The following is a 23,559-nucleotide window of genomic DNA, read 5'->3' as shown; positions in this document are numbered from 1 at the left end:
GTGCCGCAGCCGCGCCCCGAAGGCGAACCGCTTGCCGAGGGCGAGCCGCGTCCCGACGGGGCGGCTCACGAGAGCGGTGAGGCTCAGGGCAGCGCCGGCAGGTCCTCCGGATAGAGCAGGGTGAGGTCGTCCGTGCTCGGCTCCGGGAGCTGGGCGACCCGCCCCGCGTGCCGCTCCACCATCGACTCGAAGGTCTGCCGCGCCGTTCGGCCGTTGCCGAACGCGGGGCCCTTCGGCATCTCGGTGAAGTACTTCAGGAGCGTCTCGCCCGTGCCGTCGCCCAGCCGGTACTCGTGCTCGTCGGCCTGCTGCTCGACGATCCGCAGCAGCTCCTCCGGCAGGTAGTCGCAGAAGGTGATGGTGCGTGAGAAGCGGGACGCCACACCGGGGTTGACCGAGAGGAAGCGCTCCATCTCCGCCGTGTACCCGGCGACGATCACCACGACCGCGTCCCGCTGGTCCTCCATCAGCTTGACCAGCGTGTCGATGGCCTCGCGCCCGAAGTCCCGTCCCGAGTCCTCGGGGGACAGGGCGTACGCCTCGTCGATGAACAGGACACCGCCGTGGGCTCGTTGGAAGGCCTCCTGGGTGCGGATCGCCGTCGAGCCGATGTGCTCGCCGACCAGGTCGACCCGGGACACCTCGACGAGGTGGCCCTTCTCCAGCACGTTCAGCGAGGCCAGGATCTCCCCGTACAGCCGCGCCACCGTCGTCTTGCCGGTGCCGGGGGAGCCGGTGAAGACCAGGTGGCGGCGCACGGACGCGGCCTTGAGCCCCGCTTCCTGGCGCCGGCGTCCCACCTCGATCATGTCGGTGAGCGCCCGCACCTCGCGCTTCACGCTCTCCAGGCCCACCAGCGCGTCGAGTTCACCCAGCACGTCCTTCGACGAGCGCGCGGCCGACGGGGGTTCCTCGGTGGCCGCCGCGGGCCGCTGGTCGGGCACCGCGCTCAGCAGTCCGACGGTCTGCGTCGCCGTCTGTACGACCGGCTCGGGCGCGGGGGCCTGGGCGCCGGGCCGCAGCCCGCCGCTCTCGTCGCTGGTGCAGTCCTCCACCTGAGGCCCGTCCTCCGCGAACTCGTAACCGCCGCGCGCACACCGCTCCGTGCGGCACTTGCGCAGGGTGGTGCGGCAGCCGTCGATCACGTGGAAGCCGTAACCGCCGCTGCCCGTCACCCGGCAGCCGGTCAGCGTGCCGCGGCCGCCCGCCGACACGTAGAAGCCGGCTTCCGCGGGCGAGGTGACCGTGCAGCGCTCGATCGTGGGGTCGGCGCCCTTCGTGACGATCACGCCCGTCTGGGTCGTGTCCACCGTGCAGTTGGCGAGCGTGCCGCCGCTGCCGTGGTCACGGAACCAGGCACCCGTCGCCGCCTCGCGGATTCGGCAGTCGTCGAGTTGCGCGGTCGCGCCGTCGGACACCGACACCGCCGTGTTCCGCACCTGCGACAGGTCGCTGTCCACCACGTCGACGCGCGAGCCGCGGTCGAGCACGAACAGCGCGTCCGGTACGTCGTGCACGCGGCACGACTCGAGGACGGCCGTCGCCCCGTCGCTCACCCACACCGCCGGGTAGTCGCCCGTACTGTCGTGGATCTCGCACTGGTTGGCGTCCACGCGCGTGCCCGGGTCCCACACCGACAGGCCGTTGCGCCCGAAGCGGCCCACCGTGGAGCGGGTCAGTGTCAGGACGGAACGGGACCTGAGGTCGATCGCGTTCTCCGGGATGTCGTGGATGCGGCAGTCCGCCAGCGTCAGCACCGCGTCGGTGTCCATCGTGACGCCGTCGGACGTGGTGCGGTGCACGTCGCAGTCCGTCAGGTGGGCGACCGCCCGGCCGGTGATCTGCACCCCGGCGCCCTTGACCTCGTACACCTCGCAGCCCACGGCCTCCAGGCCGCTGTGCTCGCCGGTCGCGGAGAGCCCGGCGCCCGAGGCGTGATGCACCCGGCAGCGCTCCAGGCGCGGGTGGGCCCCGCCGCGCACCGCGACACCGGCCTGACCGGCCGCCACGATCTCGCACTCCTCGAAGACACCGCCGCCGCCGTCGAGCACGGCGATGCCGATGCCCGCCGGATTGTCCACCGTGCAGCGGCGGACCGTCGGGCGGGCGCCGCCGCGCACCTCGATGCCGGAGGCGGACCGGGTCACGACCCGTATGTCCATGATCTCCGGTGCGCCCTCCTCGATCAGCAGGGCCGGCGCCGCGGCGTCCTGGCCCTCCAGATGCAGGTCCTGGACCGTCGCCGACGAGCGGACCGTCAGCGGCACCCCGTCGGCGGGCGCGATGCGCACCGAACCGGGGGAGCCCTCGGGGCCACGGAGCGTTACCGCACGCTGCACCACCAGGTTCTCCCGGTAGGTGCCCGGGGCGATCGTCAGGACGTCGCCGTCGCCCGCCGCGTCCAGGGCCGCGGCGAGGGAGGCGTACTCGCCTGTGCGGCGGCGCCACCGCGAAGTGCCCGTGTGCGTCACCTGGACCGTGCCCTGTGCCATGGCGCTGATCTGCCCCCACCTCGTCGTACGCGGGTCCGTTCGCGCCCTGCCCGGCGCTGCTTCTGCCAAAGGTGGGTCCACCGTAGCGTGCGTGCGGCACCCTGGTTGACCAGAGTCGAGAGCCCGTCAGCTGCCCGTGCCGGTCCGGCCCCAGTCGGGCCCCGCGATGTCCCAGGCGTGGTCCCAACGCGCGTACCGGCGGCGGACCATGCGCCAGACGACCACTCTCCGTGTGCCCTCGACCAGACCCGTGAGGGCGACCGCGGCACCGAATCCGGCCAGCACCGCGTGCGTCGTCGCCGTCGCCTTGTCCAGCGGCCGGCCGACGACATGACCCTGCTCGTCGGTCCACAGCGGGAAGGTGTCGCCGCTCTGCGGAGACTTGAGGGCGGCCACGACCCGGTCACGGTGCGCCGAGCCGTCCGGCGCCGTCCAGGTGGCGACGACGCGGCTGTGCGCGTCCCGCGCGGTCGCGGTCTCGGGGTCCGTGTCCAGGGGCGGCTGGGCCACCTTCTTCACGACCGTCGCGACGACCTCCTGCCGGTGGCTGTGCTGCTCGTCCACCGATCTGTACAGGGCGTCCCGCGACAGGGATCCCGCGACGACCCCGACGACGGGGCCCGCCACGACGATGAGGACCAGGGCGGCCAACGCGATCCAGGCCTCGGCCAGATCGGTGCCGCGCCGCAGCGGATTGTGGCGCCAACGCCAGAGTCCGACGATCGCTCGCACGGTCCGCACCCCCTTCCGCTCCCGTCATAGCCCGCGGCGGCGGCGTTCACGCGCCGGAGGGGCGAAGAGAGAGCGACATCACCCCACCCGCCGCACAGGCCGACGGCTCCGCGGTGCCATTGTCCCGCCATTGTCTCCTAACGGCGGGTCGAGGCTCCGGGTTCCCCTGGGGGTGACGCTTATTCGAGGGTCGTGAGCGGATCTGTTCGAGGAGGAGCCGAAGGAGGGCGGCCGCCGGTCAGAGGATGATCAGGGGATCCCCGACGCGGACGGTGCCCGTGGTCTCGGGCACGAGATTGGTCCCGAAGCACAGTTGGTCACCGAAGCGGCGGTGCCGGGCGAGCGTGCGCAGCGGCTCCTTGCCACGCTGCGCGGTCGCCTGGTCCGTGGTCGTGACGACGCAGCGGCCCGACTTCTTGGCGACACGGAAGGTGACGTCACCGATGGCGATGCGTGACCAGTCGTCCTCCGCCCAGGGGGCGGTGCCGGACACGACGACATTCGGCCGGAAACGGTCCATCGGCAGCGGGCCCTCGTCCGCGTGATCACCCTGGGCGATCAGCGAGTTGAGCGCGTCCAGCGAGGACGCCGTCGTCAGCAGCAGCGGATACCCGTCGGCGAAGCTGACCGTCTCGCCGGGGCGGGCGTACGCGGGGTCGATGGGGCGCCGCGTCGCCGGGTCGTCCAGGTGCAACTGGCGCACGTCGGCGCCGAGGTACGCGCTCCACCAGGCGTGCGCGGCGTCGTCCGCGAGAACCGCCTCGACCTTGTCGCCCCAGACGTCGATGACGGTCGTGGCCACGGGCGCGGGCACGCCTACCGTCAGCGGGTCCATGCCGGGTGCGGACAGCCGGACGCCGCCGCCGGGCAGGAGCTCGGCGGCGGCCAACGCGAGACGCGGGTGCGGCCGTTGGGTGACGATCTTGCCCGCGGTGTCGACCAGCACCCAGCGCCGGTCGCCCGCGAGCCCCCAGGGCTCCACGTCCGCCGCCTGTGGCGCGTGCCCCCGAACCGCCTTGAGCGGGTGGACGTGGATCGAACTGAGTGCGGGATTCGACATGGGGCCATCCTGCCAGCAGGCACGGACGGCCCCCGAGTTCGGGCCCGGTGGGGGCCCGGACCGTCAGTAGCCGCGGTACTGCTGCCGGTTGTACGGGTCCTCGTACGGGGCCGGGGCGGGCGCGGGACGCGGGGCGGCCGGACGCATCGCCTCGTAGCCGGTGCTCTGCATCGGGCGCTGCGGCTGGGCCTGCGGGCCCGGGTAGCCGCGCGGGGCGCTCGCCTGCTGCGGGATGTAGGCGGTCGGCGCGGCCTGCATCGGGGCGGGCTGCGGGGCCGCGTAGCCGTACTGGGGCTGGGGTGCGGAGGGCGCGGCCGGGAGCGCGGGCAGCGCCGACGGCAGCGCGGGCAGATGACTGCCGGTGTCGTACGCGGGGGAGACCCGGATCGGAGCGATCTGGGGTGTGCCCCGCTCTGCGACGAGAGAATCGTAGATCGGAGTGTCCGGGAAGGACGGCGCGGAGTAGTAACCGCCGCCATAGGTGGAGCGGGGGGAGGTCATGGCACATAAGTTAAGCCCACGATGTGGTGGTTGGGGTAGACCGATAAGAGGGTTCTTTTGAGCGCCGGGTGTGACCGCGCGTCCCCAATCCGAGCGAACTTGGGAAAATCGGTCGTCCGGCGGCGTTGGAATCGTGTAAAGGCCGAGTACAGGCGGGTTACCGGCGGTTGGCCAGTGATCTTCGGACGTGCCTCTGGGGTGCCGTGGGGGCCTGGGAATAGGTTGACCGGGAAGCCGGAGACGAGCGTTGGGGGCAGACATGACAATGGCCAAGGGATCGAATGTCGCGGTGCCGGCTCCGGCGGTCCGCGTCGAATTGGGATGGCGGTCCGGTCCCGGCGTCCCCGACGCCGACGCGTCCGCTCTCCTTCTGGTGGCCGGAAAGGTCCGCTCGGACGCCGACTTCGTGTTCTACAACCAGCCCGTGCACTCCTCCGGCGCCGTCCGGCACGAGGGCAAGAACGCCTCCGCAGGAGCCGTGACGGACACGCTCGCGGTCGACCTCGCGCGCGTGGAGCCCGGCATCGAGCGCATCGTCCTCGCCGCGTCGGCCGACGGCGGCGCCTTCGGGCAGGTCCCCGGACTGTACGTCCGCGTCCTCGACGCGGCCGGCGGCGCCGAACTCGCCCGCTTCGACAGCACTGACGCCACCGTGGAGACCGCATTCGTCCTCGGCGAGCTCTACCGGCGCCAGGGCGCCTGGAAGTTCCGCGCCGTCGGCCAGGGCTACAGCACCGGTCTCGAGGGCCTCGCCACGGACTACGGCATCACTGTCGACGAGCCGCAGCACGCAGCGCCGCCCCCGCCGCCCGCGCCCCAGGCACCGGCCCGCCCGGCGACGGTGCCGCCGCCCGTCGCCCCCGCACCCCCGATGCCTCCGGCCCCGCCGACCGCACCCCCGTCCCCGGCCCCCGAGCCGGTCCGCCTCACCAAGGTCACGCTCACCAAGGCCGCCCCCTCCGTCTCCCTCGCCAAACAGGGCGGCACCTCGGGCGCGATGCGCGTCAACCTCAACTGGGAGATGCGCAAGCAGTTCAGCGGCTGGGGGAGCAAGCGCGGCCGCGCCACCGCGATGCACCGCGACCTGGACCTCGACCTCTGCGCCCTCTTCGAGCTCGCCGACGGCCGCAAGGGTGTCGTCCAGGCCCTGGGCAACGCCTTCGGGGCGCTGCACCAGCCGCCGTACATCCACCTCGACGGCGACGACCGGACCGGAAGCGTCGCCACCGGCGAGAACCTCACCATCAACCTGGACCACAAGCAGGCGTTCCGCCGCATCCTCATCTTCGTGACCATCTACGAAGGCGCGCGCAGCTTCGCCGACCTCCACGCGACCGTCACGCTGACCCCGCAGGGCGGCGCACCGATCGACTTCTCGCTCGACGAGTGCACCGTCCCCTCCACGGTCTGCGCCCTCGCCCTGATCACCGGCACGGGGCAGGACCTGACCGTGCAGCGCGAGGCCCGCTACCTCGTCCCGGAGCGCGGCGTCAGCCCGCAGCGCACCGTGGACCAGGTCTACGGATGGGGCATGAACTGGACGCCAGGCCGCAAGTGACGCTCCGTAGAAGCGCCGTTCACCGCTGTTCGGGCGCCGCGTCGGGACGGGCGTAGGTGCGCCCCTTCCATGCGGCGCCGCGCCCTCTGTAGTGCTGCACGGCGGAGTCCACCGTCATCAGGAGGTACAGGAACGCGGTGAACGCCAGGAGCGGGGCGAGCCACACCGGCTGCCCGTAGTAGCGCAGCATCGGCGTGTAGGTGCCCGCCATCACGGCCCAGGCGAGCCCGCCGAGGACGGCCGTCGCCGCACTGCCCGTCGCCGCTCCGGCGATCAGGGCGAGCGGCGGGACGAGATAGACGAGCGCCAGGCCCAGCACCGTGCCCAGCAGGACGACCGGGTTGTGCCGCAGTTGCGCGTACGCGCTGCGCGACACCATCTGCCACAGGTCGGCGAGCCGGGGGTAGGGGCGCACGCTGTCCACGTGGTCGGCCAGGCCGAGCCAGATGTGCCCGCCGGAGCCCTTCACCGCGCGGGCGAGCGACACGTCGTCGATCACCGCCTGACGGATCGCGTCGGGGATCCGGGCCCGCTCCGCCGCCTCCGTGCGCAGCAGCACGCAGCCGCCCGCGGCCGCGGCCGTGCGCGAACCCCGTACGGCGATCCGGCGGAAGGGATAGAGCTGCGCGAAGAAGTAGACGAACGCGGGCACGACCAGCCGTTCCCACGCGCTCGCCACGCGCAGCCGTGCCATCTGCGACACCAGGTCGTAGCCCCCGGCGTGCGCCGACGCCACCAGTTCGCGCAGGCTCTGCCGCCCGTGCGCGATGTCCGCGTCGGTGAGCAGCAGGTACTCCGGCTCACGCGCGCGTGCCAGGGCGATGCCGTGCCGCACGGCCCAGAGCTTCCCGGTCCAGCCGGCGGGCGGCTCACCGGGGGAGGCGACCGTCAGCGGCAGTCCGCCGTGGCGCTCCGCGAGGGCGCGGGCCACGTCCCCGGTGCCGTCGGTGCTGCCGTCGTCGATCAGGAAGATCTCCGCGCGCCCGGGATAGTCCTGCGCCAGGAGCGAGGGGAGGCTGTCCGGCAGCACGGCCGCCTCGTCGCGGGCCGGCACCACGACACAGACGTCGGGCCACGCGGCGGGCTCCGCGCGCGGCGGGAGCCGCAGGTCGGTGCGCCAGAAGAAGCCCTGGCAGAGCAGCAGCCACACCCACGCGGCGAGCGAGGCCGCGGTGATCCACGCAACGACGTCCATCCGCCGCAGTCTGCCCCACCGAGGCCGCCGTGTCGGCGGCATCGTCTATGGTTTCCGGGTGAAGATCGCGCTGATGGACTCGGGAATCGGACTGCTCGCGGCCGCCGCCGCGGTACGGACCCTGCGGCCGGACGCCGACCTCGTGCTCTCCTCGGACCCGGACAACATGCCGTGGGGCCGAGGCACTTCCGAGGACGTCACGCAGCGCGCTCTGGCGGCCTGCGAGGCCGCCGCGGCGCACGGCCCGGACGCCCTGATCATCGCGTGCAACACGGCGACGGTGCACGCGCTGCCCGCCGTCCGCGCGCTCCTCGAGCCGGACATCCCCGTCATCGGTACCGTGCCCGCGATCAAGCCCGCGGCCGCCGGCGGCGGCCCCATCGCCATCTGGGCCACCCCCGCCACGACCGGCAGCCCGTACCAGCGCGGCCTGATCCGTGACTTCGCCGCGGGCGTCGAGGTCACCGAGGTGCCCTGCCCGGGCCTCGCCGACGCCGTGCAGTGGGCCGACGAGGACGGCATCGACCGGGCCGTCGCGGCCGCCGCCGCGCTCACGCCCCGTGACGTACGGGCCGTCGTGCTCGGCTGCACCCACTACGAGCTCGTCGCCGAGCGCATCCGGGCCGCCGTGCAGCAGCCCGGAGCCGAGCCGCTCGTGCTCCACGGCAGCGCTGGCGCCGTCGCCGCGCAGGCCCTACGCCGGATCGGCGCGCGCCCCGAGCCGGCCACCGAGGTCCGCGGCGGGCTCACCGTGATCCTCAGCGGGCGCCACGAGACGCTGCCGCCTGCCGCGCTCACCTACGCCGAGGGACGCGGACTGCAGGCGGTCAGCCACGCCGGGTGACGCCCGGCGCCGTACGGGGGAGTCACCCTCCGCAAGGCGGTGCCTTCGCAGCGGAATCTGAGTACGCTCGATGACATGAGGCAACACGCCGCAGGAGAGCGTCCCGGGCGCCGCACGACCGCGCCGGGCGGCGACGTCTGGACCGGCCACGCGCACAACCGGGTGCAGTGGCTGCTGGCGCTGGGCGGCCTCGCCTGCCTGGCCCTGGGCATCGAGCTGGCCGTGGACAGCTCCTGGGCGACGGGCATCGCGGCCCTCGCCATGTCGGTGGTCGGCCTCATCGCGGTCGGCCTGCTCATCCTCTTCGGCACGCTCGCGTTCCTGCACGTCGCGGTGAAGGTCGACAAGGACCACCTCGAGGTGCGCTGCGGCCATGTCGGACTGCCGCGCCGCCGCATCCCGCTCGACCACGTCGTCGACGCCGACTTCGCGCCCAGAGTCACGCCGCGCCAGTGGGGCGGCTGGGGCTACCGCTGGCGCCCCGAGATCGGCACCGCCGTCGTGGTGCGGCGCGGCGAGGGCCTCGTGCTGAGCCTGGGCGACGGCCGCAAGTTCACGGTCACGGTCGACAACGCGGAGAGCGCGGTCCGGCACATCCGTGACCGGCTGAAGCCCACCGCGGCGCTCTGAGCCCGATGCGTCAGCGGCCGTCCCGGACCCGTTCCGGGGCGGCCGCCTCGTCGTGCGGGGGCTCCTCCGCGAGCGGCTCCGCGGTCGCCATGCCGGCGAGCAGGCCCACACCGGCCGTCACGCTGGTGAAGCTCAGCGCGTTGCCGACCGTGGCCAGCACGGCGACCGCGGTCAGGGCCGCGCCCGCGCTGAGGACGACCGGGGTCGAGCGGGCGGAGCGCCACAGGACGTAGAGCACCCAGCAGTAGGCGGCGGCCAGCAGGAAGAGGCCGATGGCGCCCTGCTCGGCGGCGACCTGGAGCACGGCCGAGTGCGGCTTGCCGTCCGGCGGGGCGGTCGCGACGAGGCTCGTGTCGAGTTCGCCGAAGCGGCCGGGTCCGACACCGAGCACGGGATCGGACTTCGCCAGCCGCAGGGCCTCGTGCCAGAGCTGGAGGCGGTGCCGGGTGATCCGGCCCTCCAGGGTGTCCGCGAGGCCGGACGGCAGCACGCCCTGGGCCAGGGCCAGGCTCACCGCGACCATGAGGGCGGTGCCGAGCCCCAGGCCGGCGAGGCCCAGCGCTCGCCGGCGCATCCGGGCCGCCGCGAGTGAGCACAGGACGACCGCCGTGCAGGCGGCGACCCCGGCGCCCGAACCGGTGACCGCGGCCACGACGACGACACCCGCGCCCGCTAGGTGCAGCCCGACCCGCAGTTCCCCGCGCCGGGCCGACCAGGCCGCACAGCACAGCGCGCCCGCCGACAGGGCCAGCAGGGCGGCGGTGGCCCCGGAGCGGCCCAGGGGAGCCAGGGTGTCGGGCGCGGGGACCGATCCGGGGGCGAGGAGCGCGATGCCGAGGCCGCCGCAGCCGACCAGGCACGACGCTCCTAGGGGGACGAGGGCGCCGCCGATCCGCCCGCAGGCGTACCCCGCGGCGACGGCGAGGACGGCGAGGAGCACGCCCTCGGGGCGCCCCGTCCGCGCGGTCGCGCTGATCAGTGTCCACACGGCGCAGGCGCCGAGCACCGCGATGCCCACGGCGTCCGGCAGACCTCGGCGCCGCCGGGCCGGTTCCGGGCCCGTGCGCGCAGGCCACCCCGTCGTTCCCACCCGTAGCCCCCCGACTAGTGACGGGCACCCCCGCGCGATGGCCGGATCCGGTCGTTCGCGGGGAACCCGGGCACACGGTAACGGCTGGCGCGGCGGATTGGGCCCGCCTTGCGCAGGAACGTTGCGGCACGGTCACACGCGCGACCTGCCGGGACCCGGGCCACCGCCTCGCCCGGCATGTCCCGCGGCAGGCCCCGCGCCGTAGACTCCCCGCGTGACCGCCACCGCACCTTCCGTCGCCCCGTCGGACGAGCCCGCACAGACGCCCGCCCGCCGCTCCCACCTGCGACGGTTCGCGCCCGTCCTCCTCGCGGCCGCCGCCGGACTGCTGCTCTACCTGAGCTTCCCGCCGCGCGAGCTGCCGTGGCTGGCGCCGCTCGCGTTCGCGCTGTTCGGGGTGGCCGTGTACGGGCGGCGCATGAGGGCGGGTTTCGGCCTCGGCCTGGTGTTCGGTCTCGCCTATCTGGTGCCCCTGCTGTCGTGGACCGGCGTCGACGTCGGTCCACTGCCGTGGCTCGCGCTGGCCCTGGCCGAGGCGCTGGTCCTCTCCCTGGCGGGGCTCGGGATCGCGTACGTGTCCAAGCTTCCCCTCTGGCCTCTGTGGGCGAGCGGCGTGTGGATCGCGGACGAGGCGCTGCGCGCCCGCTTCCCCTTCGGCGGTTTCCCCTGGGGCAAGGTCGCGTTCGGGCAGCCCAGCGGTGTGTTCCTGCCGCTCGCCTCGCTCGGCGGCACCCCGCTGCTCGGCTTCGCGGTCGTCCTCAGCGGCTTCGGGCTCGGCGCGCTCGCCCTGCGCCTCAAGCCCCTCCGCGGCCGGGAGCGCGCCCGGGTCCTGCGCGACGGCGGCGTCGTCGCGGCCGCCGCCTTCACCGTCGCCCCGGTCGTCGCCGGTGCGGTCCTGCTGCCCTTCGTGCCGACCGGAGCCGAGGCCGGCACCGCGCGCGTGGCGCTCATCCAGGGCAACGTGCCCCGCATGGGCCTCGACTTCAACGCCCAGCGGCGCGCCGTCCTCGACTACCACGTGCGCGAGACCATGAAGCTCGCCGAGCGCATCAAGAAGGGTGAGACGAAGCGCCCCGACCTCGTGCTGTGGCCCGAGAACTCCTCGGACATCGACCCCTACGTGAACATGGACGCCTACGACGAGATCAGCAAGGCCGCCGAGGCGGTCGGCGCGCCGATCTCCGTGGGCGCGGTCGTCACGGCGAAGGACGGCTCGACCCGCAACCGGCTCATCCTCTGGGACCCCGCGAAGGGCCCTGGTGCCACGTACGACAAGCGGCACCTGCAGCCGTTCGGCGAGTACATGCCGTACCGGAGCTTCTTCCGGATCTTCAGCAAGGACGTGGACCGGGCCGGGAACTTCGTGCCTGGTGAGAAGGCCGTCGCCTTCGACATGAACGGCACGAAGATCGGCAACATCACCTGCTACGAGGCTGCCTTCGACGACGTCGTGCGCGACCAGGTCGACGCGGGCGCCGAGATCCTCTCCGTGCCGAGCAACAACGCCACGTTCGAGCTCAGCCAGATGACCTACCAGCAGCTCGCGATGGACCGGGTGCGCGCCGTCGAGCACGGCCGCGCCGTCATGGTGCCGGTCACCAGCGGGGTCAGCGCCGTCATCCGGCCCGACGGGTCGATCGCCCAGCGCACCGGCATGTTCGAGCCCGACACCCTGATCGCCGACGTGCCCCGGCGCACCAGCGAGACCCTCGCCACGCGCGCGGGCGTCTGGCCCGAGGTGCTGCTCGTCGCGATCGGCGCGGGCGGTCTGGCCTGGGCCGTGACGCGCTCCCGCCGCGCCCGCCGCACGGAGGCCTGACGCGGCCGGCGCGTCAGGACGGGGCGGCGGCCCGGTTAGGCTCGCGGGCATGGCTACTCCTGAGTTCATCCGCACCATCCGGGCCACCGCGGGCCACCAGCTGCTCCTCCTGCCCGGGGTCAGCGCGATCGTCTTCGACGACGAGGGCCGCGTCCTGCTCGGCCGGCGTGCGGACACCGGCAAGTGGTCGATCATCGGCGGCATCCCCGAGCCGGGCGAGCAGCCCGCGGACGTCGCCGTGCGCGAGGTGTACGAGGAGACCGGCGTCGAGTGCGTCGTCGAGCGGGTCGTGCTCGTCCAGGCCCTGCCCCCGGTCACCTATCCCAACGGCGACACCTGCCAGTTCATGGACACGACATTCCGCTGCCGGGCCACCGGCGGCGAGGCGCGCGTGAACGACGACGAGTCCCTCGAAGTCGGCTGGTTCGCCCTCGACGCGCTGCCTCCGCTTCAGGAGTTCGCCCTGTTCCGCATCAAGCAGGCCCAGTCCGACGGACCGACATGGTTCGAGACCATGTCCGGGCGCTGAAGTATGGGTGCTCACCACATCGGGTGGCGGGGAGCGGCTGCCTAGTGTGCGGAGCATGACCCCGCGCACCCCCTTCGCCGCAGCCCACGCCGCACCCCTCGACCTCGGCGGCCGCACCGCACTCGTCACCGGCGCCGCCGGCGGCATCGGACGGGCCTGCGCGCAGCGGCTCGCCGCGTCGGGCGCCAAGGTCAGAGCCGTCGACCGGGACCCGGAGGGCCTCGCGGCCCTGGCGGAGGAGACCGACGGCGTCGAACCGGTCGTCCTCGACCTCACCGACCTCGACGCCGCGGAGGCCGCGGCGGCCGGCTGCGACATCCTCGTCAACAACGCCGGACTCCAACTGGTGCGCCCCATCGAGCAGTTCCCCCCGGACGTCTTCCACACCGTCCTGACCGTGATGCTCGAGGCCCCGTTCCGGCTCGTCCGCGGCGCGCTCCCGCACATGTACGAGCAGGGCTGGGGCCGGATCGTGAACGTGTCGTCCGTGCACGGACTGCGGGCCTCCGCCTTCAAGTCCGCGTACGTCGCCGCGAAGCATGGCCTGGAGGGACTGTCGAAGACCGCGGCGCTGGAGGGCGCCCCGCACGGCGTCACCTCGAACTGCGTGAACCCCGGCTATGTGCGCACCCCGCTCGTCGAGCGGCAGATCGCCGACCAGGCCGCCGCGCACGGCATCCCCGAGGAGCGGGTGCTGAGCGAGATCATGCTGCAGGACAGCGCGCTCAAGCGGCTCATCGAACCCGCCGAGGTCGCCGAGGCCGTGGCGTACCTGTGCTCGCCCGCCGCCTCGTTCATGACCGGCGCCTCTCTCGTCCTCGACGGCGGCTGGACCGCCCACTGACCCTCCTCGTCCACAGGCCCGCTCCCCGCCCGCTCACCCGGACGGGTGAGCGGAATTCTGTGCCGTCCAGAGTTGTCCACAGGGCTGGCGGCGCCGGCCGTACGGCGGGTAATTCTGTTGAGCATGTCGCACCACCGACCGCACCCAGCCCCGGCCTCCACCCCGGTGACCACCACGGACGCCGAGGCCCCGTTCCTGGAGCTCCTCGCCAGGGGCGCCTCCGCCGACGCCTACGAGCAGCCCGTGCTGCTCGCACGCGCCGAGGGCGCCGACCCCGCGCGGACCGCCGCGCTGGAGCGGGCCAAGCGCCTCGCGCTGACCGTGCGCGCGGAGATGGAGGGCAGACGGCGCCGCGAGGCCGAGCTGTCCGCTCTCTTCGAGACCGCGCACGACCTGGCGGGACTGCGCGACCTCGACTCGGTGCTGCAGGCCATCGTGCAGCGCGCCCGCTCCCTGCTCGGCACGGACGTCGCCTACCTGACGCTCAACGACCCGGCCCGCGGCGACACGTACATGCGGGTCACCGAGGGCTCCGTGGCGGCCCGCTTCCAGCAGTTGCGCCTCGGCATGGGCGAGGGGCTCGGCGGCCTCGTCGCCCAGACCGCCCGCCCGTACGTCACCGACGACTACTCCAAGGACGTCCGCTTCCAGCACACCCGGACGATCGACGCGGGCGTCGGCGACGAGGGACTCGTGGCGATCCTGGGCGTGCCGCTGATGCTCGGACCGCAGGTCATCGGCGTGCTCTTCGCCGCGGACCGCCGGGCCCGCGTCTTCGAGCGGGAGCAGATCGCGCTGCTCGGCTCGTTCGCGGCGCTCGCCGCCGCGGCCATCGACACGGCGAACCTGCTCACGGAGACCCGTCAGGCCCTCGCCGAGCTGGAGCGGGCCAACGCGATCATCCGCGCCGGCAGCGCCGTCGTCGAGCGCGCCTCGGAGGTCCACGACCGGCTCGGTGAGCTGGTGCTGCGCGGCGGAGGGGTGCACGACGTGGCCGCGGCGGTGTCCGAGGTCCTCGACGGAACCGTCGAGTTCGCCGACGTCGAGGACGCGCCCGGCGACGCCCTGGAGGCCTCCCGCGCCGAGGGCCACGCCGTGTGCCACGGCCGCGACTGGGTCGCGGCCCCGCGCGCCGGCGGGGGGGTCGAGCTCCGCGCCCGCGGGGCGCGGGCCCCCCCCCCCCCGCACCACCGCCCCACGCGCCCCGTCGAGCCCCCCCCCCCCCACACCGCGCGGTACCCGTGGTTGGCGCCGCGGTCGGGGCCGCGCCGGGCCCCCCCGGGGCGCCCCCCGCCCCGGGGGCCCCGCCGTGGCCCCCGGGCCGCGCCGGGGGCGCGCCCGTCGCCGCGGGCGGGGAGCTGCTCGGCGCCCTCGTGCTGCGCGGCCATCCCGGCCTCGACCCCGTCGACCAGCGGACCCTGGAGCGCGCCGCCCTCGTCACCTCGCTCCTGCTGCTCGCCCGGCGCTCCGCCTCCGAGGCCGAGCAGCGCGTCCGCGGCGAGCTCCTCGACGACCTCCTCGACGCGCGCGACCGCGACCCGCGCCTGCTGAGGGAGCGGGCCGCCCGGCTCCACGCGGACCTGGACGCCACCCATGTGGTGCTCGTGGCCCGCATCGAGGCCGCCGCCGCCGACGCCGAGGAGGAGGCCGCCACCCGCCGCCGCCTCTGGTCGGCCGCCGACCACGTCGCGGCCACCCGGCACGGTCTCGCCGCCGCCCGCGACGGCCAGGCGGTGCTGCTCCTGCCGCTGGGCGCGGGCACGGCCTCCGCGATCGCCGCCCAGGTCGCCGGGCGTCTGTCCGAGGCGATCCACGAGCCGGTCACCGTCGGCGCGTCCGCGCCGGTCACGGGCGTGGCGGAGCGGGCCGAGCGCGCGGCCGCCGCCCACGCCGAGGCGCGGCGCTGCCTGGACGCGCTGCGGCTGCTCGGCCGGGCGGGGGAGGGCGCGGCTGCCGAGGACTTCGGCTTCCTCGGGCTGCTGCTGTCCGACAGCCGGGACATCGCCGGTTTCGTCGCCCGCACGGTCGGCGAGGTCGTCGACTACGACGCGCGCAGGGGCACCGATCTCGTACGGACCCTGGACGCGTACTTCGACTCGGGGATGAGCCCGGCCCGCACCAAGGACGCCCTGCACGTCCACGTGAACACGGTGGCGCAGCGCCTGGAGCGGATCGGCCGCCTCCTCGGCCCCGACTGGCAGTCCCCGGCCCGGGCCCTGGAGATCCAGCTCGCCCTGAGACTGCACCGCCTGTCCGGTTCCTCGCTGCGCATACGGTGACCCCCGTACACCGGGCGGCGTACGGGGGTCGAGGGGCCGGATGCGGGCCGGGGGCCGGTGGGTCAGACCTTGTGCGCGTCGGCCGGCCGGTCCGCGGGAGCGGGCGCCGCGCCGTCCTCGGAGCCGACGGCGGCGAGGTCGCGGTGGCGGGTCTCCTGGGCGACGCCGACCGCGATCAGGGTCAGGAGCGCGGCCGCGATCACGTACAGGCAGATCATCGTGGCGTCGCCGTACTCGGACAGCAGGGCCGTCGCGATGAGCGGTGCGGGCGCCCCCGCGGCCACGGAGGCGAACTGGGCACCGATCGAGGCCCCCGAGTACCGCATCCGCGTCGCGAACATCTCGGAGAAGAAGGCCGCCTGCGGGGCGTACATGGCGCCGTGCAGGACCAGGCCGACGGTGACCGCGAGCAGCAGCTTGCCGAAGCCGCCGGCGTCGATGAGCGCGAAGAACGGGAAGATCCACAGGCCGACACCGGCGGCCCCGAGCAGGTACACGGGGCGGCGGCCGACGCGGTCGGAGAGGGCGCCCCACAGGGGGATGACGGCGAAGTGCACGGCGGAGGCGATGAGGACGGCGTTCAGCGCGGTCTGCTTGGAGACCCCGGCATCGAGGGTCGCGTAGACGAGGACGAAGGCGGTGATGACGTAGTAACTGATGTTCTCGGCCATGCGGGCGCCGATCGCGACGAGCACGTCGCGCCAGTGGTGGCGGAGCACGGCGACGAGCGGCATCTTCTCCACGGTGTCGCGCTCGGTGGCCTTGCGCTCCTCGGCGCGGGCCAGCGCCTCCTTGAAGACGGGGGACTCGTCGACGGAGAGCCGGATCCACAGGCCGACCATCACCAGGACCCCGGAGAGCAGGAACGGGACGCGCCAGCCCCAGGAGGTGAACGCGGCGTCCGAGATCAGCGCGGTGAGCGCCGACAGCACACCGGTCGCCAGCAGCTGGCCGGCGGGCGCTCCGGTCTGCGGCCACGAGGCCCAGAAGCCGCGCCGGTCCGCGTCGCCGTGCTCGGAGACCAGCAGGACGGCGCCGCCCCACTCGCCGCCGAGCGCGAAGCCCTGGACGAGACGGAGCACGGTCAGCAGGACCGGGGCGGCCGTTCCGACCGTGGCGTGTGTGGGCAGCAGACCGATCGCGAAGGTCGCGCCGCCCATCATCAGGAGGCTGATCACCAGCAGCTTCTTGCGCCCCAGCCGGTCGCCGTAGTGGCCGAAGACCAGCGCGCCCAGCGGCCGCGCGGCGAAGCCGACCGCGTAGGTGAGGAAGGAGAGCAGCGTGCCGACGAGCGGGTCGGACTCGGGGAAGAAGAGCTTGTTGAACACGAGCGCGGCGGCGGAGCCGTAGAGGAAGAAGTCGTACCACTCGATGGTGGTGCCGATCAGGCTCGCCGCGACGATGCGCTTGAGGTGTCCGGGGTTGGGCGGAGCGGTTGCTGCGGAGGCCATGTGCACCACTTCCAGGCGAAGGCGGGGACGACTGCGTGCTGGCACAAGGTAGGAACACGCAGGTCAGCGGCACATGTGGTGGGACACCATACTTTCGGGCTCCGCTGTGGGGCGACCCGGGGGCGGACGACGGGCCTCCGGCGGCCGGTTCTGTGATCCTGCAGGCAGGGCCCTTTCGGAGAAGGGCTCGGTACGAGATATCTTGATGTCGAGCAATCTGAGAAACATGCAGACGACGTGGAAGACGTGGAGCGGAGCCCCCGGTGACTGACTCGACCATCATTTACACGCACACTGACGAGGCCCCGGCCCTCGCGACGTATTCCTTCCTGCCCGTGATCGAGGCCTACGCGTCCACCGCGGGTGTGCGGGTCGAGACCCGTGACATCTCCCTGGCCGGGCGCATCATCGCCTCGTTCCCGGAGTACCTGAACGAGGACCAGCGCATCGCCGACGCGCTCGCCGAGCTGGGCGAGCTCGCCAAGACGCCGCAGGCCAACATCATCAAGCTGCCGAACATCTCGGCGTCCATCCCGCAGCTGAAGGCCGCCATCGCGGAGCTGCAGGAGCAGGGCTACGCGCTGCCCGCGTACCCCGACGAGCCGAAGACGGACGAGGAGCGCGAGGCCCGCGCCCGCTACGACAAGATCAAGGGTTCCGCCGTGAACCCGGTCCTGCGCGAGGGCAACTCGGACCGCCGCGCCCCCGCCTCGGTGAAGAACTACGCCAAGGCCCACCCGCACCGCATGGGCGCCTGGACCCCCGAGTCCAAGACCAACGTCGCGACCATGGGCGAGAACGACTTCCGTTCGACCGAGAAGTCCGCCGTGATCGCCGAGGACGGCGCCCTCAAGATCGAGCTGGTCGCCGACAACGGCGCCGTCACGGTCCTGCGCGAGTCGGTACCGGTCCTCGCCGGTGAGGTCGTCGACGCCTCCGTGCTGCGCGTCGCCGCCCTGCGCGAGTTCCTCACCGCCCAGATCGCCAAGGCCAAGGCCGAGGGCGTCCTGTTCTCGGTGCACCTCAAGGCCACGATGATGAAGGTCTCCGACCCGATCATCTTCGGCCACGTCGTGCGCGCCTTCTTCCCGAAGACGTTCGCGAAGTACGGCGAGGCCCTCGTCGCCGCCGGCCTGTCCCCGAACGACGGCCTCGGCACCATCCTCAAGGGCCTGGACTCCGTGCCGCACCTGGGCGAGGAGATCAAGGCGTCCTTCGCGGCCGAGATCGCCGAGGGCCCGGAGCTCGCCATGGTCGACTCCGACCGCGGCATCACCAACCTGCACGTGCCGTCCGACGTCATCGTCGACGCCTCGATGCCCGCCATGATCCGCACCTCGGGCCACATGTGGGGCCCCGACGGCCAGGAGGCCGACACCCTCGCCGTCCTCCCGGACAGCAGCTACGCCGGTGTCTACCAGGTCGTCATCGACGACTGCCGGGCCAACGGCGCCTACGACCCGTCGACCATGGGCTCCGTCCCGAACGTCGGCCTGATGGCGCAGAAGGCCGAGGAGTACGGCTCCCACGACAAGACCTTCGAGATCCCGGCCGCCGGCACCGTCCGCCTGGTCGACGCCGCGGGCAACGTGGTCCTGGAGCAGGAGGTCGCCGAGGGCGACATCTTCCGCGCCTGCCAGACCAAGGACGCCCCGATCAAGGACTGGGTCAAGCTCGCCGTCACGCGCGCCCGCGCCACCGGTGACCCGGCCGTCTTCTGGCTGGACGAGGGCCGCGCCCACGACGCCCAGCTGATCAAGAAGGTCGAGCAGTACCTGCCGGAGCACGACACCGAGGGCCTGGACATCCGCGTCCTCTCCCCGGAGGACGCCACCAAGCTGTCCGTCGAGCGCATCCGCCAGGGCCTGAACACCATCTCGGTCACCGGCAACGTGCTGCGCGACTACCTGACCGACCTCTTCCCGATCCTGGAGCTGGGCACCAGCGCCAAGATGCTGTCGGTCGTCCCGCTGATGAACGGCGGCGGCCTCTTCGAGACGGGCGCCGGCGGCTCCGCCCCGAAGCACGTCCAGCAGCTGGTCAAGGAGAACTACCTGCGCTGGGACTCCCTCGGTGAGTTCCTCGCGCTGGCCGTCTCCCTCGAGCACCTCTCCACCACCACGGGCAACGCCCGCGCCAAGGTCCTCGGCGAGACCCTCGACCGCGCCACCGGCACCTTCCTCAACGAGGACAAGTCGCCGACCCGTCGCCTCGGCGGCATCGACAACCGCGGCTCGCACTTCTACCTGGCCCTGTACTGGGCCCAGGAGCTCGCCGCGCAGACCGAGGACGCCGAGCTGGCGAAGGCCTTCGCCCCGCTCGCCGAGTCGCTCAAGGCCAACGAGCAGAAGATCGTGGACGAGCTCATCGCCGTCCAGGGCTCCCCGGCCGACATCGGCGGCTACTACCAGCCCGCCCCGGCCAAGGCCGCCCAGGTCATGCGCCCGTCGCAGACCCTGAACGAGGCCCTCGCCTCGCTCGCCTGATCCCTGCCGGACCTCCACCGCCCCGGTCGGCCCCGTGCCGCCGGGGCGGTGGCGTGTCCGCTTCGCACGGGGACGCGCTTTACCGCCCCTGACCTGGGTAGGCTGCGTCGATGAGCACTCTGGATGACGCACGTCCGGGCATGGACCCGGCGATCCGCCCGCAGGACGACCTCTTCGGACACGTCAACGGCCACTGGCTGGCGACCGAGCCGATCCCCGACGACCGCTCCAGCTGGGGCCCCTTCGTGCAGCTCGTGGACGTCGCCGAGCAGCAGGTCAAGGAGATCATCCAGGAGATCGCCGAGGGCGGCCCGACCAGCCTCGACGACACCGAGGCACGCAAGATCGCCGACCTGTACGCGTCGTTCATGGACGAGGAGCGGGCCGACGCCCTCGGCCTCGACCCGGTCCGGCCGCTCCTCGACGAGGTGGCGCGGATCAGCGACGTCGCACAGCTCGCCGCCTTCCTCGGCCGCTTCGAACGGACCGGCGGCTCCGGCCTGTTCGGCGCGTACATCGACACCGACGACCGCGACTCCGACCGCTACCTCTTCAACCTCCTGCAGGGCGGCCTCGGCCTGCCCGACGAGTCGTACTACCGCGACGAGAAGTTCGCCGAGACCCGCGAGAAGTACGAGGCGTACCTCACCGAGCTGTTCACGCTCGCCGAGCACGCCGACCCGGCCGGCGCCGCGCGCACCGTCCTCGCCCTGGAGACCCGGCTCGCCGAGGGCCACTGGGAGCGCGCCGAGACGCGGGACGTGCAGAAGACGTACAACCTCACCACCTTCGACGAACTCACCGCGCTCGCCCCGGCGTTCGACTGGCGCGGCTACGTGACCGGACTTGGCGGCAGCGACGACACGCTCGCCCAGTCCTGCGTGCGCCAGCCCTCGTACCTGGCCCACCTCTCGACCGTCCTCACCGAGGTCCCCGTCGAGCAGTGGCGCGACTGGCTGCTCGCCCGCGTGCTGCGCTCCAGCGCCCCGTACCTGTCCTCGCCGTTCGTCCGCGTCAACTTCGACTTCTACGGGCGCACCCTCAACGGCACCCCGGAGCTGCGGGCCCGCTGGAAGCGCGCCGTCGCCTTCGTCGAGGGCGCCATGGGCGAGGCCGTCGGCAAGGAGTACGTCGCCCGGCACTTCCCGCCGGCGTCCAAGGCGCTGATGGACGAGCTCGTCGCGAACCTGCTCGAGGCCTACCGCCAGTCCATCGGCGCCCTCGACTGGATGACGGACGAGACGAAGGAGCGGGCGTACGAGAAGCTCGCCACGTTCCGCCCGAAGATCGGCTACCCGGACCGCTTCCGCGACTACTCGGGCCTGACCGTCGTCCCCGGCGACCTGCTGGCCAACGCGCACGCGGCCGACGCCTTCGAGCACGACCGGCAGATGGCCAAGATCGGCGCCCCGGTCGACCGCGACGAGTGGTTCATGCTGCCGCAGACCGTGAACGCGTACTACAACCCGGGCACGAACGAGATCTGCTTCCCGGCCGGCATCCTGCAGAAGCCGTTCTTCTCCCCGGAGGCGGACGCGGCCGAGAACTACGGCGGCATCGGCGCCGTCATCGGCCACGAGATCGGCCACGGCTTCGACGACCAGGGGGCCCAGTACGACGGCCAGGGCAACCTCAACGACTGGTGGACCGCGGACGACAAGGCCGCGTTCGAGGGCAAGTCGAAGGCGCTCATCAAGCAGTACGACGGCTTCTCGCCGCGCAATCTGCCGGGCGAGTCCGTCAACGGGGCGCTGACCGTCGGCGAGAACATCGGCGACCTCGGCGGCCTCACCATCGGGCACACCGCCTACCTCATCGCCCTCGCCGGCGCGCCGGTTCCGGAGGCGGACGGACTCAGCGGCTCCCAGCGGCTGTTCATGAACTGGGCGTTCTGCTGGCGCACCAAGCGGCGCAAGGAGCAGGAGCAGCAGTACCTGACGATCGACCCGCACTCGCCGCCGGAGTTCCGGGCGAACATCGTGCGCAACCTCGACGAGTTCCACGAGGCGTTCGGCACGGTCGCGGGGGACGGGCTGTGGCTCGACCCCGCGGAGCGGGTGCGGATCTGGTGAGTCGTCGTTGAGCGGGGTCGGGGGGTTCAGGCCCCCCGGCCTTGCCGTCTCGGGGCTCCGCCCCGGACCCCGCTCCTCAATCGCCGGAGGGGCTCAAAAGAGATGGGGCTTCTGCTCAGATGTTCGACTTCAGGAAGTCGAGTGTGCTGGTCCACGCCTGGCGCGACGACCGCGCGTCGTAGACCTCCGGGCGGCCGTCGTTGAAGAAGGCGTGGCCGGCCGGGTAGAGGCGGAAGTCGGGCACGATGCCGGACTGCTGCTCGATCGTCCGGCGGAGGCCGTCGAGCGTCGGCAGCGGGATCGACTCGTCGCGCTCCCCGTAGTGGCCGAGGATCTGCGCCCTGAGCCCCGAGAAGTCGGGGACCTCGTGCTGGATGACCCCGTAGAACGGGACCGCCGCCGAGACCCGCGCGTCCCGCGCCGCCAGGTGCAGCACGAAGCCGCCGCCCATGCAGAAACCCACCACGCCGACCGTGTCGGACGTGACCTCGGGCCGCGCGAGGAGATGTCCCACCGCGCCCGAGAGCAGCTCCACGGCCCGCTGTTCCGGCAGTTCCCGCATCATGCGGAACGCCTCCTGCGCGTCGTGCGCCACGTTCCCGCCGTACAGGTCGGGCGCGAGCGCGACGAAGCCCTCGGCGGCCAGCCGGTCGGCGACGTCGGCGATGTGGTCGGTCAGGCCCCACCATTCCTGGATGACGATGACCCCGGGGCCCCGGCCCGCGGGCGGCAGCGCCAGGCAGCCGTGCGCGGGCGTGCCGTCGCTGTCGAACGTCACGTTCTGGTGGGCCGGGCGGCCGGTGGACCGGGGCGCGTGGGGGGTGTCCGTCACGAGGTGCCTCCTGCAACTGATGCAACGCGATGATCGGATCCCACCCTTCCACTTCCGCCCCCGGACACGACAACGGGCCCGGGACGGTCAGCCGGCCGGGTGGGCCTTCTGGATCGCCGTGAGGCATGCGGTGATCGCCTGCTGGAGTTCCTCCAGGCGGCGCACCATGTCGTCCTCCACGATGTCGTCGATCTCCGCGACGTCGTCGAAGGTCAGCTCCTCGAAGGCCTTCGTCGCCTTCTGCAGGCTGCTGTAGAACTTGGCGCGCCGCTCCTGCACGCGCAGCTCCGGGTCCTTCTCGACGGTCTCGGCGACGAGGTTGCGCACGGTGTCGTACGCCTCGCGGGCCCACTCGCCCGCCTCCTCGTCCTCCTCCAGCTCGTCGATCAGCGACAGGTGCCGCTCGGCCTCCTCGCGCAGCTCGGGCGACGCCTCGATCTTCTGGCCCGCGGCCGTCTTGACCTGGCCCTCCTCCGCGATCTTCCGCACGTACTCGAGCTGGCCGCCGGTCTTGGTCTCCTCGGCGACGGCCTTCTTCAGCTCGTCGGCGCGCACGATGTCGCGGGCCAGGCCCGAGCGGAGCACCGGGTCCTCGCCGAGGCGGTCCATCAGCGCCTTGCGGGCCGCCTCCGCGGTGCCCGGGTCGGCGAGGATCGCGGCACGCAGCGCGGTCGGGTTCTCCGCGACCTCCAGCGCCTTCGTCGGGCGGATGCCCTCCGCCTCGGCCGCCTCCGTGATCGCCTGGCCGCGCACGGACGTCGCGCTGGAACGCGACACGTAGTACGACAGCCACACGTCGGCGTCCGGCAGCTCGACCTCGACGCCCGGGGCGAGCGCCTCGAACTGCGGGACCAGACCGTCGTCGGCCGCCCGGTCCCACGCCTTGTAGAAGCGCATGACGCGGTCCGCCGAGCACTCGGCGAGCGCGGCGAACCGGCGCGCCGAGACCTTCTCCGTCTCGCCGGCGGCCTGACCGCCCGGGCGCACGCTGCGCGCCACCTTGAGGGCGAAGGTCCAGCCGCCGGTGCGGGCGTAGCCGCCGAACTCGCGGGCGTCCCGGGCGATGGCCTCCGGCACCTCGCCCGAAGCGTCCTCGTCGTCCTCGTCGCCCTCCCCGGGCGCGGGCCGGGCGGCGTGCCGGTCGC

Annotated in this window: 17 protein-coding genes and 2 pseudogenes; 10 read left to right on the top strand and 9 right to left on the bottom strand. The window is 73.1% G+C overall.

Annotation, left to right across the window (positions count from 1 at the left end):
- Positions 1-83 precede the first annotated feature (83 nt).
- The 4 genes from ACFW9D_RS23650 to ACFW9D_RS23635 all read right to left on the bottom strand — a co-directional run bounded on the left by ACFW9D_RS23650 (position 84) and on the right by ACFW9D_RS23635 (position 4,785).
- Entirely contained in the window at positions 84-2,492 is a 2,409-nt protein-coding gene (locus ACFW9D_RS23650; protein ID WP_384624468.1) for a right-handed parallel beta-helix repeat-containing protein, read from the bottom strand.
- Between the two features lie 126 nt (positions 2,493-2,618).
- Positions 2,619-3,224 carry a hypothetical protein gene (locus tag ACFW9D_RS23645; RefSeq protein ID WP_188340426.1) on the bottom strand — a complete coding sequence of 202 codons (606 nt, stop codon included), beginning with the start codon at positions 3,222-3,224 and terminating at the stop codon, positions 2,619-2,621.
- A 238-nt stretch (positions 3,225-3,462) separates the two neighbouring features.
- A complete protein-coding gene (locus ACFW9D_RS23640; protein WP_384624465.1) occupies positions 3,463-4,284 on the bottom strand; it encodes an MOSC domain-containing protein in 822 nt (273 codons plus the stop codon).
- Positions 4,285-4,347: 63 nt separating this feature from the next.
- Positions 4,348-4,785, bottom strand: a complete 438-nt coding sequence (locus tag ACFW9D_RS23635) for a DUF6643 family protein (RefSeq protein WP_188340428.1) — start codon at positions 4,783-4,785, stop codon at positions 4,348-4,350.
- A 265-nt stretch (positions 4,786-5,050) separates the two neighbouring features.
- Here ACFW9D_RS23635 and ACFW9D_RS23630 point away from each other — a divergent pair, with 265 nt between their 5' ends.
- Positions 5,051-6,343, top strand: coding sequence for a TerD family protein (locus ACFW9D_RS23630; RefSeq protein WP_384624480.1), 1,293 nt, complete (start codon positions 5,051-5,053; stop codon positions 6,341-6,343).
- A gap of 19 nt (positions 6,344-6,362) precedes the next feature.
- Here the strand turns inward: ACFW9D_RS23630 and ACFW9D_RS23625 are convergent, their stop codons facing one another.
- Entirely contained in the window at positions 6,363-7,538 is a 1,176-nt protein-coding gene (locus ACFW9D_RS23625) for a glycosyltransferase (RefSeq protein WP_384624463.1), read from the bottom strand.
- A gap of 58 nt (positions 7,539-7,596) precedes the next feature.
- Between ACFW9D_RS23625 and ACFW9D_RS23620 the strand changes: the two genes are divergently transcribed.
- Together ACFW9D_RS23620 and ACFW9D_RS23615 are read left to right on the top strand one after the other, a co-directional pair.
- Complete coding sequence (locus ACFW9D_RS23620; protein WP_384624461.1) at positions 7,597-8,382, top strand: glutamate racemase; 786 nt, start codon at positions 7,597-7,599, stop codon at positions 8,380-8,382.
- Positions 8,383-8,457: 75 nt separating this feature from the next.
- Positions 8,458-9,012, top strand: a complete 555-nt coding sequence (locus ACFW9D_RS23615; RefSeq protein ID WP_384624459.1) for a hypothetical protein — start codon at positions 8,458-8,460, stop codon at positions 9,010-9,012.
- Between the two features lie 10 nt (positions 9,013-9,022).
- Here the strand turns inward: ACFW9D_RS23615 and ACFW9D_RS23610 are convergent, their stop codons facing one another.
- Positions 9,023-10,030, bottom strand: coding sequence for an O-antigen ligase family protein (locus ACFW9D_RS23610; RefSeq protein WP_384624457.1), 1,008 nt, complete (start codon positions 10,028-10,030; stop codon positions 9,023-9,025).
- A gap of 286 nt (positions 10,031-10,316) precedes the next feature.
- Between ACFW9D_RS23610 and lnt the strand changes: the two genes are divergently transcribed.
- From lnt to ACFW9D_RS23585, 5 genes and pseudogenes are all read left to right on the top strand, one after another.
- Positions 10,317-11,921, top strand: a complete 1,605-nt coding sequence (gene lnt / locus ACFW9D_RS23605) for an apolipoprotein N-acyltransferase (RefSeq protein WP_384624455.1) — start codon at positions 10,317-10,319, stop codon at positions 11,919-11,921.
- 49 nt (positions 11,922-11,970) lie between these two features.
- Positions 11,971-12,450, top strand: a complete 480-nt coding sequence (locus ACFW9D_RS23600) for an NUDIX domain-containing protein (RefSeq protein ID WP_384624454.1) — start codon at positions 11,971-11,973, stop codon at positions 12,448-12,450.
- Positions 12,451-12,505: 55 nt separating this feature from the next.
- Positions 12,506-13,294, top strand: a complete 789-nt coding sequence (locus ACFW9D_RS23595) for a 3-hydroxybutyrate dehydrogenase (RefSeq protein ID WP_188340435.1) — start codon at positions 12,506-12,508, stop codon at positions 13,292-13,294.
- A 123-nt stretch (positions 13,295-13,417) separates the two neighbouring features.
- Positions 13,418-14,419 (top strand): annotated as a pseudogene (locus tag ACFW9D_RS23590) (GAF domain-containing protein); the annotation flags it as partial.
- A 215-nt stretch (positions 14,420-14,634) separates the two neighbouring features.
- Positions 14,635-15,573, top strand: a pseudogene (locus ACFW9D_RS23585) (PucR family transcriptional regulator); the annotation flags it as partial.
- 62 nt (positions 15,574-15,635) lie between these two features.
- Here the strand turns inward: ACFW9D_RS23585 and ACFW9D_RS23580 are convergent.
- The gene (locus tag ACFW9D_RS23580; RefSeq protein ID WP_384624451.1) at positions 15,636-17,024 is read right to left on the bottom strand and encodes an MFS transporter; all 1,389 of its coding nucleotides are present in this window, start codon (positions 17,022-17,024) and stop codon (positions 15,636-15,638) included.
- A 263-nt stretch (positions 17,025-17,287) separates the two neighbouring features.
- On the opposite strand from ACFW9D_RS23580, the gene ACFW9D_RS23575 reads away from it, so the two are divergent.
- Both ACFW9D_RS23575 and ACFW9D_RS23570 read left to right on the top strand, forming a co-directional pair.
- Complete coding sequence (locus ACFW9D_RS23575; protein WP_384624449.1) at positions 17,288-19,510, top strand: NADP-dependent isocitrate dehydrogenase; 2,223 nt, start codon at positions 17,288-17,290, stop codon at positions 19,508-19,510.
- A 110-nt stretch (positions 19,511-19,620) separates the two neighbouring features.
- The gene (locus ACFW9D_RS23570; protein WP_384624447.1) at positions 19,621-21,582 is read left to right on the top strand and encodes a M13 family metallopeptidase; all 1,962 of its coding nucleotides are present in this window, start codon (positions 19,621-19,623) and stop codon (positions 21,580-21,582) included.
- A 115-nt stretch (positions 21,583-21,697) separates the two neighbouring features.
- Here the strand turns inward: ACFW9D_RS23570 and ACFW9D_RS23565 are convergent, their stop codons facing one another.
- Positions 21,698-22,414, bottom strand: coding sequence for a dienelactone hydrolase family protein (locus ACFW9D_RS23565; RefSeq protein WP_188340440.1), 717 nt, complete (start codon positions 22,412-22,414; stop codon positions 21,698-21,700).
- An 87-nt stretch (positions 22,415-22,501) separates the two neighbouring features.
- The gene (locus tag ACFW9D_RS23560; RefSeq protein ID WP_384624478.1) at positions 22,502-23,491 is read right to left on the bottom strand and encodes a hypothetical protein; all 990 of its coding nucleotides are present in this window, start codon (positions 23,489-23,491) and stop codon (positions 22,502-22,504) included.
- Between the last annotated feature and the right edge of the window lie 68 nt (positions 23,492-23,559).

The sequence above is a fragment of the Streptomyces sp. NPDC059524 genome (assembly GCF_042749255.1).
Taxonomy (GTDB): domain Bacteria; phylum Actinomycetota; class Actinomycetes; order Streptomycetales; family Streptomycetaceae; genus Streptomyces; species Streptomyces xanthii.
This window is presented reverse-complemented; position numbering and strand designations above follow the sequence as displayed.